We start from the raw sequence: 15,928 nt of genomic DNA on the forward strand, positions 1-15,928 counted from the left end.
AATGGCAGTAACGCAGGAGCAGGCCACCTGGTTCCAGGACGCCTTCTCGAAGCTGGTCGACAACATCGATCAGGCGATCCTCGGCAAGCGGCCGACGATCGAACTGGTGGTGACCGCACTGCTCTCCGACGGCCACGTGCTGCTCGAGGACTTCCCCGGCACCGGCAAGACCGTGCTCGCGAAGGCGCTCGCCAACACGCTCGACGGCACCCACTCGCGCATCCAGTTCACGCCCGACCTGCTGCCCTCCGACGTCACAGGCGTGACGATCTTCGACCAGGGCAAGGGGCACTTCGAGTTCCACCGCGGCCCGATCTTCGCCTCCATCGTGCTCGCCGACGAGATCAACCGCGCGAGCCCCAAGACGCAGTCGGCGCTGCTCGAGGTCATGGAGGAGGGCCGCGTCACGGTCGACGGCGTCGGCTACGAGGTCGGCAGCCCGTTCATGGTCATCGCGACGCAGAACCCGGTCGAGCAGGCGGGCACCTACTCGCTGCCCGAGGCGCAGCTCGACCGGTTCCTCATCAAGACCTCGCTCGGCTACCCCGACCACGACACCGCGGTGACGCTGCTGCTCGACTCCGCCAACCGCGCACGCGCGTCGAAGGTCTCGCCGATCATCGCGTCGAGCTCGGTGACGACCATGGCGCAACTCGCGTCCGACGTGTACGTCGACGCGGCCGTGCTCGGCTACCTCAACGAGATCGTCACCGGCACGCGCGAGCACAAGGACTCCGCCCTCGGCGTCAGCATGCGCGGGGCGCTCGCCCTGGCCCGCGCGACGAAGACCTGGGCGATCGGCCACGGCCGCACGTACGTGACGCCCGACGACGTGCGCGAGCTCGCCGTGCCGGTGCTCGCGCACCGCATCATCGTCGATCCCGAGGCCGAGTTCGCCGGTGCCAAGGCGGAGGACATCGTCTCCTCCGTGCTCGTCGACGTCGCTCCGCCCGCGTACCGCGCCGCATGAGCGCGGAGCCGCGCGCGCCCCGACCCCCGTCGCAGGCGCGCATCGCCGCACGGTCGGTCGGGCGTTCGCTCGCGGCATCCGCCGTCTCCGCCTCGACCGCGATCGCCGGCGCCGGACGTCGGGTGCGGGAATGGGCCTCGCCCGTCACGGGCATCGTGTCGCTCACCGGCTGGTTCGTGCTGCTCGCCTCGCTCATCGCGTTCATCGGGGCGGCGCTGCTCGGCTGGATCGAGCTCGTGTTCCTCGGCGCGACGCTGCTCGCGGCGCTGCTCGTGAGCGTACCGTTCACCTTCGGCCGCATGCAGTACCGCGTGCAGGTCGCGCTCCAGCCCACCCGCGTCGTCGCCGGCGAACGCGCGTTCGGCCGCCTCGCGGTGACGAATGCCGGCCAGAAGCCGTCGATCCCGTCGCGCATGGAACTGCCCGTGGGCGCCGGCCTCGCCGAGTTCGTCGTGCCCGGCCTGCCCGCAGGCGCGGAGCACGAGGAGCTCTTCGCCGTTCCGACATCCCGCCGCGCCGTGATCGTCGCGGGCCCGGCGATCTCCGTCCGCGGCGACCAGCTCGGCCTCCTCCGGCGCATCGTGCGATGGAGCGAGCCGGTCGAGCTGTTCGTGCACCCCGTGACTGCGCGGCTCAAGCCGTCGGCCGCGGGACTCGTGCGCGACCTCGAGGGCGAGATCACGAAGACGATCACCGACAACGACATCTCCTTCCACGCGCTCAGGGCGTACCAGCCCGGCGACCCGCTGCGGAACGTGCACTGGCGCACCTCCGCGCGCACGGGAACGCTCATGGTGCGCCAGTTCGAGGAGACGAGGCGTTCGCAGCTCGCGCTCCTGCAGTGCACCGAGCGCGCCCACTACGCCTCCGACGACGAGTTCGAGCTCGGCGTGTCGGTGCTCGCCTCGCTCGGCGTGCAGGTGATCCGCGACGCGACGCGGGTCGACATCCTGACCGAGCAGCTCACCCTCCGCACCGCCACGCCGACGGCGCTGCTCGACGACACCAGCCGCATCGACGCGGCATCCGGCGCCCACGACACCCTTCGCACGTTCGTGCGCGAGCGCACGAAGCGCCTGTCGCCCCCGAGCGTCGCGATCCTCGTCGCGGGTTCTCTCGTGCCCCTGGCGGAGTTCCGGTCCGCCGAGACGGTCTTCGGGCCTGACACGCAGACGCTCGCGTTCCGGGTCGAGGCGGGCGCCGCGTCGCGGATCGCGAAGGTGGCCGGCACGATCGTCATCACGGTCGGCTCCCTGGCCGACCTCGCCGGCCTCGTCGGGAGGGTCCGACCATGACGCGCATCCCCAGATCGGCCACGACCGACCTCATCGTGCTCGCCGTGCTCTCGGTGCTCGCCATCGCGGGCTACGAGACGAGCTTCGGCGACCTCGACTTCCTCCTCGCCGCCGCAGCGGGGCTCGTCATCGGCACGCTCGCCGCGGTCGTCGGCACCCTGCTGCGCCTCGGCGTGCTCACGACCGTGCTGCTCGGGCTCGCCGCCTACTTCGTGCTCGGCACGCCCTTCACGATGCCCGACTCGGCGCTGTTCCTCGTGCTGCCGAGCCTCACCTCGCTCGCCGGGCTCGCCCTCGGCGCCGTGTACGGCTGGGCCGACATCCTCACGATCGGCACGCCCGTCGAGGCGCCGTACTACATCGCCGTCGTGCCGTACTTCGCGGCCTGGGCGGTCTCTCTCGTCGGATCGATGCTCGTCCTGCGCTGGCTTCCGCGACGACGCACCGTGCTGCGCAGCGCCGTCATCCTCGTCGGTCCGCTGCTGCTGTTCATCTCGGGCATCCTCCTCGGCACCGACGAGGCGTTCTTCGCGGGCGTCCGCGGCGTCGCGTTCGCCGTCATCGCGCTCGTCTGGCTCGCCTGGCGCCGTGGCGCCGACGTCGAGACCGACGAGGCCGGCGCCAAGAAGCTCCGGGCGCAGAAGCTGCGGGGCTCGGCCGTCGTCGTCGTCGGCGCCGTCGCGATCGGCGCCCTCGCCGGCCTCGCCGTCGCACCCGTCGCACCCGACCGGTTCGTGCTGCGTGACGAGATCGTGCCGCCGTTCGACCCGCTCGAGTTCTCGAGCCCCCTTGCCGGATTCCGCAACTACACGAAGGACCTCGCCGAGGAGCCCCTCTTCACCGTCACGGGCCTCGAGCCGGGCGACACGATCCGACTCGCGTCGATGAACTCCTACACCGGCCGACTGTGGAACGTCGCGGGCCCCGGCGACGCCGATGCCGACGGCGGGTACGCGATCACCGGCCCGACGCTGCCGCAGCCCTCGCTCGCGACCCTCGGCCGCACCCGCTCCGTCGAGATCGACGTCTCGGGCTACGACGACGTCTGGCTCCCGACGGTCGGCTACGGATCGCAGCTGGAGCTGGAGGACGACGAGACGGCCGCACGCACCGGCGACCTGCGGTACAACGCCGCCGCGGGCACGGCAGTCCTCACGAGCGGCCTCGGCGAAGGCGCGCGGTACCGCCTCGACGCAGCGCTCCAGACCGAGCCGAGCGACGACGCGCTCGCCGATGTGCCCGTCGCGACCGTCGAGCTGCCCGCGGTCGAGAACGTGCCCGACGTCGTCGCGGCGAAGGGGGAGGAGTACGCGGGGGAGGCCACCACGCCGATCGAGCAGCTCCGCAACATCGAACGCGGACTCAAGACCAACGGATTCCTCAGCCACGGGCTCGCGTCGGACTCGGTCGCCTCGCGAGCCGGGCACGGCGCCGACCGGCTCATCGAGCTCTTCACACGGACCTCGATGGTCGGCGACGAGGAGCAGTACGCCGCGGCGATGGCGCTCATGGCGCGCCAGCTCGGATACCCGGCGCGCGTCGTCATGGGATTCGCCCCCGAGATCGGCGAGGACGACGCCACGGTCGAGGTGCTCGGCGAAGACGTCACCGCGTGGGTCGAGGTGCCGTTCGAGGGCGTCGGCTGGGTCTCGTTCCATCCCACGCCCGAGGAGATCGACGCGCCGCAGGAGCAGACGCCGAAGCCGAAGTCCGAGCCGCAGCCGCAGGTGCGCCAGCCCCCGCGCGCCGAGGCGGTCGAGGACGACCTGCTCTCCACCGTCGAGATCGACGACACCGACGACGAGGACAAGGACCGCGAGTTCCGCATCCCGGGCTGGGTGTGGGTGGCCACCGCCTCGATCGCCATCCCGCTCGCCATCGTCTTCCTGCCGATGCTCGTCGTCGCCCTCGTGAAGGCGCGCCGGCGCCGCCGACGCCGCGCCGAGGCGAACGAGGTCGCCGCCGCCGCCGCGTGGGACGAGCTCATCGATCGCTACGCCGAACTCGGCTTCGAGCCGCCGCAGCGCTCGTCGCGTCTGCAGACGGCGTACGCCCTCGAACGCCAGGCGGCCGATCAGGGCGTCGCGCCCGACGGCGACTCCGGCGCGCTCGCGCTCACGGCGCTCGCCGCGAGCGTCGACCGCGACGTCTTCGACGGCGAGCAGGTCGCGTCCGAGACGGTGGTCACGCGATGGAACGAAGCGGATGCCGCCGCCGCCGCCGTCTCGGCGGCCGTCGGCCGAACACGGCGCTTCGTCGCCCGCTACCGCATCCGTCGTCGTCGGTAGAATGCCCTCGTGGTCGCACCGGAGTTCATCGTCCCCCCGCCGGGGTTGATCCCCGACGCGCCCGAGCCCCGCGCGCAGAAGCCGGAAGACCGTGCTGCCGAGGGCGCCGACGGCGTGCACCACGTCGACGACGGCGGCGGTCGCCCGGTCGAACCGCTTCAGCCGCACACGGGCAGCGTTCCCGGCGCGACCGATCGCACGGTGAGGGCTGTGCCCGTGCGGCCCCTCCCCGGCTACACCCCGTTGCCCTCGGCTCCGCCGTCCGCGCTCGTCGCCCAGCCGAACGCGGCTCCGCTCCCGGCCGCGCCCGCGCCCGCGCCTTCGGCCGCGCCCGCGCCTCCAGCCCTGCCGACGCCGTCGGCCGTGCCGTCCCCGCCCTCCATGCAGGCCGCGCCGGCACCCGCGGCCCCGCCGGCCGAGCTGACGATGCCGCCGGCGTTCCTGCCGACCGCGACCGCGCCGAGGCCCTCGGCAGCCCGGTTCCGCCTCGAGACCCCCGACGGCGTCGAGATCGAACTGTCGGATCGGTGCGTCCTGGGTCGCAACCCGGTCGCCGCCGGCACGAACGCCGATGCCCGTGCCGTCGCCGTCGTCGACCCCACCCGAACCGTCTCCAAGACGCACGCGCTCATCGAGATCCGCGAGGGGCGCGTGATCGTCACCGACCTGCACTCGACCAACGGCGTCGCCGTCCAGGCCGGCGGCGGCGAGGTCACGGTCCTCGACGCCGGGGCCCCGGCCGCGGTCGAGCCGGGGTCGGTGCTCCGCCTCGGCGACCTGGCCCTGACGCTGCGCAGGTCTGCCGGGTTGACGGTGTAGCCTGTCATGGTGCGCGCAGCCCGTCTTCTCCTTCGCTGCCGCGGCGGGGCCTCGTTCTAGGCCGATCCCGCCGCGGAGTCCGTCGCCGGCTGCCATCATTCCGAGGAAGCGAACGCATGAACAACCCCGCAAGTACTGCACGCCCGCGCACTCTGGCCGAGAAGGTCTGGAGCGACCACCTGGTCAAGAAGGGTGAGGACGGCACGCCCGACCTCATCTACATCGACCTCCACCTCGTGCACGAGGTGACGAGCCCGCAGGCCTTCGACGGCCTCCGCATGGCCGGTCGGCCGGTGCGTCGGCCGGACCTGACGATCGCCACCGAAGACCACAACACCCCGACGCTCGCGATCGACAAGCCGATCGCCGACCTCACGAGCCGCACGCAGATCGAGACCCTGCGCCGCAACGCGGCCGAGTTCGGCATCCGCCTGCACTCCCTCGGCGACAAGGAGCAGGGCATCGTGCACGTCGTCGGGCCGCAGCTCGGCCTGACGCAGCCCGGCATCACCGTTGTCTGCGGCGACTCGCACACCTCCACGCACGGCGCCTTCGGGGCCATGGCGTTCGGCATCGGCACGAGCGAGGTCGAGCACGTCATGGCCACGCAGACGCTGCCGCTCAAGGCGTTCAAGACCATGGCGATCAACGTCGAGGGCACCTTGCGCCCGGGGGTGACCGCGAAGGACATCATCCTCGCCGTGATCGCGAAGATCGGCACCGGCGGCGGCCAGGGCTACGTGCTCGAGTACCGCGGCAGCGCCATCCGCGCCCTCTCGATGGACGGCCGCATGACGATCTGCAACATGTCGATCGAGGCCGGCGCCCGTGCGGGCATGGTCGCGCCCGACCAGACGACCTTCGACTACCTCGAGGGACGCGCGCACGCGCCGCAGGGTCAGGACTGGCTCGACGCGGTCGAGTACTGGAAGACGCTCGCGACCGACGAGGGCGCCGAGTTCGACGCCGAGGTGTTCATCGACGCCGATGCGCTCGAGCCGTTCGTCACGTGGGGCACGAACCCGGGCCAGGGCGTCTCGCTCTCCGAGACCGTGCCCGACCCCGCGAGCATCGACGACCAGCACGAGCGTGCCGCGGCCGAGCGCGCGCTCGAGTACATGGACCTCGAGCCGGGCACGCCGCTGAAGGACATCCGGGTCGACGCCGTGTTCATGGGCTCGTGCACGAACAGCCGCATCGAAGACCTCCGGGCGTTCGCGTCGATCATCGAGGGCAAGCAGAAGGCCGACGGCGTGCGCGTCATGGTCGTGCCGGGCTCCGCCCGGGTGCGCCTCGAGGCCGAGGCCGAGGGGCTCGACAAGGTGTTCGAGTCGTTCGGCGCCGAGTGGCGATTCGCCGGCTGCTCGATGTGCCTCGGCATGAACCCCGACCAGCTCGCCCCGGGCGAGCGGTGCGCCTCCACGTCGAACCGCAACTTCGAGGGCCGGCAGGGCAAGGGCGGACGCACCCACCTGGTCTCGCCGCTCGTGGCGGCGGCCACCGCGATCCGCGGCACGCTCTCGAGTCCGTGGGATCTGGGTCTCGACACGGGCCCGGCGGCCCACTCGACCGGCGAGAGCGAAGGGCGCTGACATGGAGAAGTTCACGACCGTCTCGGGCGTCGCGGTGCCGATGCGCCGCTCGAACGTCGACACCGACCAGATCATCCCCGCCGTGTTCCTCAAGCGGGTCACGAAGACCGGGTTCGACGACGCGCTGTTCTTCGCGTGGCGCCAGGATCCCGACTTCATCCTGAACCAGGAGGCCTATCAGGGCGCGCGCGTGCTCATCGCGGGACCCGACTTCGGCACCGGGTCGAGCCGCGAGCACGCCGTCTGGGCGCTTCGCGACTACGGCTTCGACGTGGTCATCAGCTCGCGTTTCGGCGACATCTTCCGAGGCAATTCCGGCAAGCAGGGGTTGCTCGCGGCGCAGGTCGCGTACGAAGACGTCGAGCGGCTCTGGGAGGTCGTCGAGGCCGAGCCGGGAATAGCGGTGACGGTCGATCTGGTTGAGCGTACGGTCAGCGTCGGTTCGCTGACCGTGCCCTTCGACGTCGACGACTACACTCGTTGGAGGCTTCTCGAAGGGCTCGACGACATCGGTCTCACCCTGCGCGACGAACCGGCCATCGCCGAGTTCGAGACGCACCGAGAGGCTTGGCGGCCGAAGACGCTCCCCATCAGGGAGCCGGCGGAATCAGGAACTCTGTGAACACACTCGGGCAGGATGCCAAGAACCACGCGTCGGCGGTAGGGCTGAACGTCGACCGCATCACGATCAACGGCGGCAAGCCGCTGGTGGGCCGCATCGAGCTCAAGGGCGCGAAGAACCTGGTCACCAAGGCGATGGTCGCGGCGATCCTCGGCGACACGCCCAGCGTGCTGAAGGACGTGCCGAACATCAGCGACGTGCGCATCGTGCGCGGGCTCCTCGAGGTGCACGGCGTCACCGTGACCGACGGCCCGGTCGAGGGCGAGCTCATCCTCGACCCGTCCGCGGTCGAGACGGCGCACATGGCCGACATCGACGCGCACGCCGGCTCGAGCCGCATCCCGATCCTGTTCTGCGGCCCGCTGCTGCACCGGCTCGGCGAGGCGTTCATCCCCGACCTCGGCGGATGCCGCATCGGCGACCGCCCGATCGACTACCACCTCGAGGTCCTGCGCAACTTCGGCGCCATCGTCGAGAAGCTCCCGAGCGGCATCCGCATGTCGGCTCCCGGCGGCCTGCACGGGGCGAAGGTCGAACTGCCCTACCCGAGCGTCGGCGCCACCGAGCAGGTGCTGCTCACCGCGGTGCTCGCCGACGGCATCACCGAGCTCTCGGGCGCGGCGATCGAGCCCGAGATCATGGACCTCGTCAACATCCTCCAGAAGATGGGCGCCATCATCACGGTCGACACCGACCGGGTCATCCGCATCGAGGGCGTCGACAGGCTCGAGGGCTACACGCACCGCGCCCTCTTCGACCGCAACGAGGCCGCGAGCTGGGCCGCTGCGGCGCTCGCGACCGAGGGCGACATCTTCGTCGGCGGCGCCCGCCAGGCCGAGATGCTGACGTTCCTCAACGTGTTCCGCAAGGTCGGCGGCGACTTCGACATCGCCGAAGACGGCATCCGCTTCTTCCACCCCGGCGGCGACCTCAAGCCCGTGATCATCGAGACCGATGTGCACCCCGGGTTCATGACCGACTGGCAGCAGCCGCTCGTGGTCGCCCTGAGCAAGGCCAAGGGCGTCTCGATCGTGCACGAGACCGTGTACGAGCAGCGGTTCGGCTTCGTCGACGCGCTCGTCGAGATGGGCGCCTCGATCGAGGTGCACAAGGAGTGCCTCGGTTCCGCGGCGTGCCGGTTCGGCCAGCGCAACTTCAAGCACTCCGCCGTGATCTCCGGTCCGTCCGTGCTGACGGGCGCCGACATCGAGGTGCCCGACCTCCGAGGCGGGTTCAGCCACCTCATCGCCGCCCTGACCGCAGACGGCCGGTCGACGGTCTCGAACGTCGGCATCATCGCCCGAGGGTACGAGAACTTCATCACGAAGCTCGAGCTCCTCGGGGCGGACTTCGAACTCGACGCATAATGGGGGAGTGCACGACGACGCCGCGGCTCCCGAACCTCCTGTGAAGGCCCGTTCGGAGACCCGCCGGCCGTCGTTCTTCTGGGTTCTCGCGTTCCTGGTGCTCCCGCTGCTGAGCACGATGGTCAAGTACCGATTCCATCATCGCGAGCGGATGCCGCAGACGGGCGCGTTCGTGCTCGCGCCCAACCACTACAGCGAGATCGATCCGGTGGTGATGGGCGCGGCGACGTGGCATCTCGGTCGGGCTCCGCGCTTCATGGCGAAGGCGTCGCTGTTCAAGAACCCGGTGCTCGGGTGGCTGCTGCGCACCTCGGGCCAGATCCCGGTCGAGCGCGCCGGCAGCAAGAGCCACGCGGCGCTGCGAGCGGCCGAAGAGCTCGTCGAGAACGGCCGCGTGGTCATCGTCTACCCCGAGGGGTCGCTGACGCGCGATCCCGACCTGTGGCCCATGCGCGGCAAGACGGGCGCCGTGCGCATCGCGCTCGAGCGCGACATCCCGATCGTGCCCGCCGCCCACTGGGGCACGCAGGAGCTCATGGGCCGGTACGGCAAGAAGCTGCGGCCGTACCCGCGCAAGACCATCGACGTCATCGTCGGCGAACCGCTCGACCTCTCGGCGTACCGCGGCCGGCCGCTCACGCAGACGCTGCTGCTGGAGGCCACCGGCGAGCTCATGGACGCCATCGCGGCGCTCCTCGGCGAGCTCCGCGGCGAGCAGCCGCCCGCCGAACGCTGGGACCCGGCCAAGCACGGGCAGAAGGAGACGGGGCGCCTCGATGGCTAGGGCCAAGACCGTGCACGGCACCCGGGTCGCCGTGCTCGGCGCCGGCAGCTGGGGCACCACCTTCGCGAAGATCCTCGCCGACGGCGGCGCCGACGTCGTGCTGTGGGCACGCCGCCCCGAGCTGGCGAAAGAGATCCAGGAGGGCAAGCGCAACAGCGACTACCTCTCCGGCGTCAACCTGCCGCTCGGCCTCCGGGCGACGAGCCGACTCGACCTCGCCCTCGCCGGGGCCGAGCACGTCTTCATGTCGGTGCCCAGTCAGTCGCTGCGCGACAACCTCATCGCGGCCGAGCCGCACCTGCACGCGCAGGCCACGATCGTCTCGCTCATGAAGGGCGTCGAGAAGTCCTCGGGCCTGCGCATGAGCGAGGTCATCGCCGACGTGCTTCCCATCGACCCGGGCCAGATCGCGGTCATCTCGGGGCCGAACCTCGCGCTCGAGATCGCGAAGGAGCAGCCGACGGCCGCCGTGGTCTCCTCGACGAGCCTCGAGACGGCCCAGGCCGTCGCATCCATCTCCCGCAACCGCTACTTCCGGTCCTTCGTGAACACCGACGTGATCGGCACCGAGTTCGGCGGCGTGCTGAAGAACCTCATCGCCGTCGCGATCGGCATCGTCGACGGCGTCGGCTACGGCGAGAACACGAAGGCGTCGATCATCACGCGCGGGCTCGTCGAGATGACCGACTTCGCCGTCGCCTACGGCGCACAGCCCGAGACGCTGTCCGGCCTCGCCGGGCTCGGCGACCTCATCGCGACGAGCCAGTCGCCGCTCTCGCGCAACAACACCGCCGGGCGTCTGCTCGGCCAGGGCTACCATCTCGCCGACGTGGTGAACCAGATGAACCAGACCACCGAGGGACTCGCCTCGGTCGGGCCGATCCTCGAGCTCGCCCGCGCGAAGGGCGTTGACATGCCGATCGTCGAGCAGGTACGCCAGGTGCTCGCCGGAACGCTCGAGCCGAGGGACATCGCGCCCCACCTCACGACCGATGACGAGCCGCAGGGCGAAAGGACTTTGGATGGACAAGCTCAGGGTGGTTCTGCTCTTCGGCGGGCGTTCAAGCGAACACTCGATCAGCTGCGCAACGGCGGGCGGAGTCCTGGGAGCGATCGATCGTGACCGCTTCGAGGTGATCCCGGTCGGCATCACCCGCGACGGCGCCTTCGTGCTCGAGAGCGACGACCCGGGTCGCTTCGCCCTCGATCCCGACCGCCTCCCCGAGGTCGTCGACAACGGGTCCCGGGTGCGCTGGCCCGAGGGCTCCGGCTCGCGAGAGCTGCGGGTGTCCGACCCCGACGGCGAACGCTCGCTCGGCGAGGTCGACGTCGTGTTCCCGATCCTGCACGGTCGGTTCGGCGAGGACGGCACCGTGCAGGGCCTCCTCGAGCTCGTGGGGCTGCCCTACGTCGGCAACGGCGTGCTCGCGTCGGCCGTCGGCATGGACAAGCACTTCACGAAGACGGCCCTCGAGGCCGCCGGCATCCCGGTGGCGCCGTGGGTGACGCTGACGCGTGCCGCGCTCGACGCCGACGCCGAGCTCTGGCAGCGGCGGGTCCGCGGGCTCGGGCTGCCGGTGTTCGTCAAGCCGGCGCGGGCGGGCTCCTCGGTCGGCGTCACGAAGGTGACCGACTGGTCCGAGCTCGACGCCGCGCTCGACGTGGCCTTCGACGAGGACCGCACCGTCCTCGTGGAGCAGGCGATCCCCGGCCGCGAGATCGAGGTCGCGGTGCTCGAGGGTCGCGACGGCGTCCGCGTCAGCGTCGCGGGCGAGGTCGTCGTCTCGGGGCGGGACTTCTACGACTTCGAGGCGAAGTACCTCGATGCGCCGGGCGTCGACCTGGTGTGCCCGGCCGAGCTCGGCGACGGCGAGGGCTTCGAGCTCGAGCGCATCGCCCGCCGCGCGTTCGAGGCGATCGGCGCCGAGGGACTGGCCCGGGTCGACGTGTTCCTCGGCGACGAGGGATTCGTCGTCAACGAGATCAACACGATGCCCGGCTTCACGCCCATCTCGATGTTCCCCACCTGCTGGCTCAACACCGGCCTCAGCTACCCCGAGCTGATCGGCGAGCTCATCGACGTCGGCCACGCCCGCGGCGCCCGCTGAGGCGATCGGCCGGCTCAGTCGGTCGGCGTCGCGTCCTCGACCGAGGTGCACCCGCCCTCGGCCGGAATGGCGCTGACGGCGCGGGAGAGGTCGGTGAGCGCCGTCGTGCCCGAGACGACGTCGTTGTCGACGATCACCTCGACGGCGGGGGTGCGGCCGTAGGTCGTGAACGCGTAGTTCGGCTGCTGCGTCTCGTCGACGAGCCAGTCGATGCCGTCGACGCTGACGCAGCGATCGGTCGTCGGACCGGGCGTCGGCACACCGCAGCGCAGCAGCACCGATGCGGGGTCGCCCCAGGCGCCCGTGCCCTGCGCGTCGGTCTCACGGGCCGGCTGCTCGGCGACGGTGTCGGGCAGCAGCACGACGAGGTCGGCGCACGCGGGATCGCTCGCCGCGGGGGCGGCCTCGAGGTTCACGATGGGGCTGCAGGCGGTGAGGGCCGCGGCAGCGAGGACGACGGTGAGGATGCCTCCCGCGAGTCGACGGTGCCGGGGGCGACGCACGGACGGGCGAACGGCGGGGTGCTGAGACATCCGCTTCAGGTTACCCCGTCGCGTTCAGCAGTTCGGACGGCACGAACGCTGCGACAGGGCATCGGTCAGCACCGTCTTCAGGTCTTCGGGCCGCTGCGCGGAGTAGGCGGCGCCGCCCGTGGCCTCGGCGATCAGCCGCATCGATTCGAGGTCGGTGTCGGGTCCGATGCCGACGAGCACGACGGGCACGGGCCGGTCGCTCTCGGCGATCGCGGTGAGCTGCTCGAGGAGGGCCTCGCGGCTGATGCCGTTCTCGTCCTCGTTGCGCCCGTCGGTGAGGAGCAGGACCGAGTTCACGTTGGCCGGGTCGTAGTTCTCGCGTACCGCCTCGACGGCGGCCAGGGTCGAGTCGTAGAGCCCGGTGGCCCCGCCGAGCCGGCCCGGCAACGACGCGATGGCGTCGAGCACCGCCTCGCGGTGGGCGTCGTCGGCGAGCGGTTCGATCGCGGACAGCGGCTCCCAGTCCTGATCTCCGACCCGCGTCGTCGAGAACGCCCAGAGGCCGACGTCGACCGCCTCGGAGAGCTGCGAGACGGTGCCGGTCGCGGCCTGGGTGAGCAGGTCGATGCGGCGGAGGCCGGTGACCGTGGGCTCCTCCATCGAGCCCGACACGTCGATGACCGAGAGGATGCGGGATCGGAGGCTCAGCACGCCCCAGTTGCGGAGGATCGAGACCTGGGCGGATGCCGCGGCCGAACCGACCTCGGTCGCGTCGGCGAGCACGCCGTCCTGTTTGAGCTCGCCGCCGCCGGTGCCGTTGCGGAAGCCCTCGGACGCGAACCGGGCGGAGTCGTCCCAGAGCGCGATCTTCAGCGCGTTCAGCTGGGCCGCGCGCTGGGCGAGGCGCTCCTGTTCGGCACCCTCCGGCTGGGTCTCGGCGGACTGGTACTTCGCGAGCTCGGACTTGTCGAGCATGCGCAGGAACGGGAACTGCAGGGCGAGGGTGCCGTCGTCGGGGTAGAGGGCGAGCAGGGGAGTCGCCGCGTCGTCGTGGTTGTGCATGGCGACCTGCTGCTCGCTCGCGATCGCCACGGTGCCGGGAGGGCTGACCGCGAGCGCCGCGAACGCGGCGTCGACCCTGGTCGGCGCGCCGTCGCTCAGGCGGATCATCGCGTTGCGGAACTGGCGCGCCTGCCCGATGGGCGTCGCGCGCTCCATGGCCTGCAGGCCGTTCAGGCTGGCCGAGGACGCCTCGGGGTCGGCGAGGAGGGTCGGCAGCTCGCCCGTGAGCACGTCGGCCCAGTCGAGCTCGCGGCCGGCGAGCGCGTCGGCCCCGCTGACCGGCGCCGCGAACACGACCGGGCTCGAGGCGATCGACCGCTCGAGGGCCACGTCGGGCACGTCTCGGCCGAGCGAGCGGGCGCTCGCCGCGGTGCGCACGAGCCAGACGGGGGAGTCGGGGATCCACGCGTCGATGTCGGAGCCGTTGCCCGAGGCGAGCAGCGCGGAGGTGTCGGCCGAGTCCTGCGCGATGACCTCGGTGCGGGCGCAGGCGTCCTCGCGTGCGTCGTACTCGGCCGCGATCGCCTTGACCGGTCGCGCGATGGCCGTGTCGGCGACCACCTTCAGCGTGACGGGTTCGGTGCACGCGGGCGCCGCGGCGAGCCAGGCGCTCAGGGATCCGCCCGCCCAGGCCGTTCCGGCGATGCCCACGAGGGCGAGGCTCCCGGCTGCCGCGGCGACGATCACGGCCGTCCGGCGGTGTCGGCGGGCGCGTGCGCGTGCGCGTTCTGCTCGTTCGCTTCGTCGGTTCACTTGGGCTCCATTGCTGCACGGTGAGCAACAGAGAGCCACCGCGTTTCGGGTATCGCGGCCTGGTGAGGCGACTTCACCTTACGTCACGATCGACCGATACGTAAGTATTCGTTACATTCCCGTCACGTCCCCCGCCCGGGTGACACTCCGAGAAGGCCTGATGAGCGGCCTGTCCTAGGCTTGCGGCGTGCCAGATTCACCGACGCGGAGCGAGCCCCGAGACGATGACGCCACGATCGGCGCCATCGGAGAGATCGCGGCGCTCCGACGCATCCTGCCGCGTCTCGAGTCGGGCGCCTCGGCGCTGCTCGGGCCGGGCGACGACGCCGCCCTCGTCGCGGCATCCGACGGCCGATTCGTGGTCACCACCGACCTCCTCGTGCACGGGCCCGACTTCCGCCTCGCCTGGTCGACGCCGTTCGAGCTCGGCTGGAAGGCGGCCGCGACGAACCTCACCGATGTGGCGGCCATGGGCGCGCGGCCCACCGCGCTCGTCGTGGCGATCGCCGCGCCGCCCTCCGCGCCGGCGTCGCTGCTCGAGGGCATCGCCGACGGACTGCGGGAGGCGCTCCGGGCGCTCGCACCCGGCGCGGGCGTCGTCGGCGGCGACCTCTCCGCCTCCGACGTGCTCACGATCGCCGTCACCGCCTTCGGCGATCTCGAGGGCCGGGCGCCCGTACGGCGCTCCGGAGCCCGCATCGGCGACGTCATCGCGCACGCCGGCGCGCGGGGCGACGCGGCGAGGGGTCTCGCGCTCCTCTTCGCCGAGGCGACGGATGCCGCGGGCGAGCCGTCCGCGACCCTGGCCGCCGAGCTCAGGGCGCGGCATCCCGACCTCCTCCGCGCCCAGTTGGCGCCCTCGCCGCCGGTGGCCGCGGGCGTCGTCGCCGCGCTCGCGGGCGCGACCTCGATGCTCGACGTGTCCGACGGGCTCGCGCGCGACGCCCGCCGCGTGGCCGAGTCCAGCGGGGTCGCCCTCGATTTCTCGTCCTCGGCGCTCGGCAGCGACCCAGAGACGGTACGCGTCGCCCTCGCCGGCGGCGAGGACCACGGGTTCCTCGCGACCTTCCCCGACGACGCCGCGGTGCCCGACCCGTTCGAGGTCATCGGGCGCGTGGTCGCGGGCGACGGCGAGGTGCTGCTCGACGGCCTCGACGTCGGGGCCGACGGATGGGATCCCTACGCGGGATGGGACGGCAGATCCGGCTGAGCCGGCGTCGCACCGGCCCACCAGAGCGTCGTCTCGCCGTAGTCCCGCCGACGCTCGACCGCGAGCCCCGCGGGCCAGGTCGGCTCGGGGGAGCGGGCGCTGCGTTCGACGACGACGAGGGCGTCGGCGTGGAGGAGCGGAGCGAGCAGCGCCAGGTCGCGCGCGAGCGCGCCCTCGTCGAGGTCGTACGGCGGGTCCACGAACGCGAGATCGACGCCGGACGGCGCGGACTCGAGGTAGGAGGCCACGGAACGGGGGACCACCCGGATGCGCGCCGCGCCCCGGCCGAGGGCTCGCGTGACGGCCTCGGCGTTGCGCCGGCACACGTCGGCCGCGGGCTTCGCGCGCTCGACGAGCACGACCTCGGCCGCGCCGCGGCTCGCGGCCTCGAGGCCGAGGGCCCCGGAGCCCGCGTAGAGGTCGAGCACCACGCCGCCGTCGACGGCGTCGCGCGCCTCGAGGGCGGAGAAGATCGCCTCGCGGACGCGGTCGCTCGTGGGACGCGTGCCGGAGCGCGGCACGGCGAGGGCGAGTGAGCCGGCGGCCCCGGCGATGATGCGCGTCATGCTCCCCGCAGCCTACCGG

The 15,928-nt window shown here is 71.9% G+C and carries 14 protein-coding genes; 11 read left to right on the forward strand and 3 right to left on the reverse strand.

The window, feature by feature from the left end; all coding sequences use genetic code 11:
* Position 1: 1 nt before the first annotated feature.
* The 10 genes from GQQ92_RS02440 (at position 2) to GQQ92_RS02485 (ending at position 11,845) form a co-directional block, all read left to right on the forward strand.
* The gene (locus GQQ92_RS02440; RefSeq protein ID WP_156997628.1) at positions 2 to 970 is read left to right on the forward strand and encodes an AAA family ATPase; all 969 of its coding nucleotides are present in this window, start codon (positions 2 to 4) and stop codon (positions 968 to 970) included.
* Positions 967 to 2,265 carry a DUF58 domain-containing protein gene (locus tag GQQ92_RS02445; RefSeq protein ID WP_156997629.1) on the forward strand — a complete coding sequence of 433 codons (1,299 nt, stop codon included), beginning with the start codon at positions 967 to 969 and terminating at the stop codon, positions 2,263 to 2,265. Before GQQ92_RS02440 ends, GQQ92_RS02445 begins: the two co-directional genes overlap by 4 nt.
* Complete coding sequence (locus GQQ92_RS02450) at positions 2,262 to 4,553, forward strand: transglutaminase domain-containing protein (RefSeq protein ID WP_156997630.1); 2,292 nt, start codon at positions 2,262 to 2,264, stop codon at positions 4,551 to 4,553. The genes GQQ92_RS02445 and GQQ92_RS02450 overlap by 4 nt, the downstream gene beginning before the upstream one ends.
* A 9-nt stretch (positions 4,554 to 4,562) precedes the next feature.
* Positions 4,563 to 5,372: an FHA domain-containing protein gene (locus GQQ92_RS02455; RefSeq protein ID WP_156997631.1), complete on the forward strand. Its 810-nt coding sequence runs from the start codon at positions 4,563 to 4,565 to the stop codon at positions 5,370 to 5,372.
* A gap of 116 nt (positions 5,373 to 5,488) precedes the next feature.
* Positions 5,489 to 6,964, forward strand: coding sequence for a 3-isopropylmalate dehydratase large subunit (leuC, locus tag GQQ92_RS02460; protein ID WP_156997632.1), 1,476 nt, complete (start codon positions 5,489 to 5,491; stop codon positions 6,962 to 6,964).
* Position 6,965: 1 nt separating this feature from the next.
* A complete protein-coding gene (gene leuD, locus GQQ92_RS02465; RefSeq protein ID WP_156997633.1) occupies positions 6,966 to 7,586 on the forward strand; it encodes a 3-isopropylmalate dehydratase small subunit in 621 nt (206 codons plus the stop codon).
* The gene (murA, locus tag GQQ92_RS02470; protein WP_156997634.1) at positions 7,583 to 8,953 is read left to right on the forward strand and encodes a UDP-N-acetylglucosamine 1-carboxyvinyltransferase; all 1,371 of its coding nucleotides are present in this window, start codon (positions 7,583 to 7,585) and stop codon (positions 8,951 to 8,953) included. Before leuD ends, murA begins: the two co-directional genes overlap by 4 nt.
* Positions 8,954 to 8,960: 7 nt before the next feature.
* On the forward strand, positions 8,961 to 9,737 hold the full coding sequence (locus GQQ92_RS02475; protein ID WP_232057442.1) for a lysophospholipid acyltransferase family protein: 777 nt from the start codon (positions 8,961 to 8,963) through the stop codon (positions 9,735 to 9,737).
* Entirely contained in the window at positions 9,730 to 10,860 is a 1,131-nt protein-coding gene (locus GQQ92_RS02480; protein WP_156997635.1) for an NAD(P)H-dependent glycerol-3-phosphate dehydrogenase, read from the forward strand. Before GQQ92_RS02475 ends, GQQ92_RS02480 begins: the two co-directional genes overlap by 8 nt.
* Entirely contained in the window at positions 10,760 to 11,845 is a 1,086-nt protein-coding gene (locus GQQ92_RS02485; RefSeq protein WP_156997636.1) for a D-alanine--D-alanine ligase family protein, read from the forward strand. The genes GQQ92_RS02480 and GQQ92_RS02485 overlap by 101 nt, the downstream gene beginning before the upstream one ends.
* A gap of 14 nt (positions 11,846 to 11,859) precedes the next feature.
* Here the strand turns inward: GQQ92_RS02485 and GQQ92_RS02490 are convergent, their stop codons facing one another.
* Together GQQ92_RS02490 and GQQ92_RS02495 are read right to left on the reverse strand one after the other, a co-directional pair.
* Positions 11,860 to 12,378 carry a DUF3515 domain-containing protein gene (locus tag GQQ92_RS02490; RefSeq protein ID WP_156997637.1) on the reverse strand — a complete coding sequence of 173 codons (519 nt, stop codon included), beginning with the start codon at positions 12,376 to 12,378 and terminating at the stop codon, positions 11,860 to 11,862.
* 24 nt (positions 12,379 to 12,402) lie between these two features.
* The gene (locus GQQ92_RS02495; RefSeq protein WP_197738040.1) at positions 12,403 to 14,031 is read right to left on the reverse strand and encodes a VWA domain-containing protein; all 1,629 of its coding nucleotides are present in this window, start codon (positions 14,029 to 14,031) and stop codon (positions 12,403 to 12,405) included.
* Between the two features lie 289 nt (positions 14,032 to 14,320).
* Between GQQ92_RS02495 and thiL the strand changes: the two genes are divergently transcribed.
* Complete coding sequence (gene thiL / locus GQQ92_RS02500) at positions 14,321 to 15,343, forward strand: thiamine-phosphate kinase (protein ID WP_197738041.1); 1,023 nt, start codon at positions 14,321 to 14,323, stop codon at positions 15,341 to 15,343.
* Here thiL and GQQ92_RS02505 read toward each other — a convergent pair.
* Positions 15,313 to 15,909, reverse strand: a complete 597-nt coding sequence (locus GQQ92_RS02505; protein ID WP_156997639.1) for an RsmD family RNA methyltransferase — start codon at positions 15,907 to 15,909, stop codon at positions 15,313 to 15,315. The genes thiL and GQQ92_RS02505 overlap by 31 nt on opposite strands.
* Positions 15,910 to 15,928 lie beyond the last annotated feature (19 nt).

It is taken from the genome of Agromyces terreus (assembly GCF_009749465.1).
Classification (GTDB): domain Bacteria; phylum Actinomycetota; class Actinomycetes; order Actinomycetales; family Microbacteriaceae; genus Agromyces; species Agromyces terreus.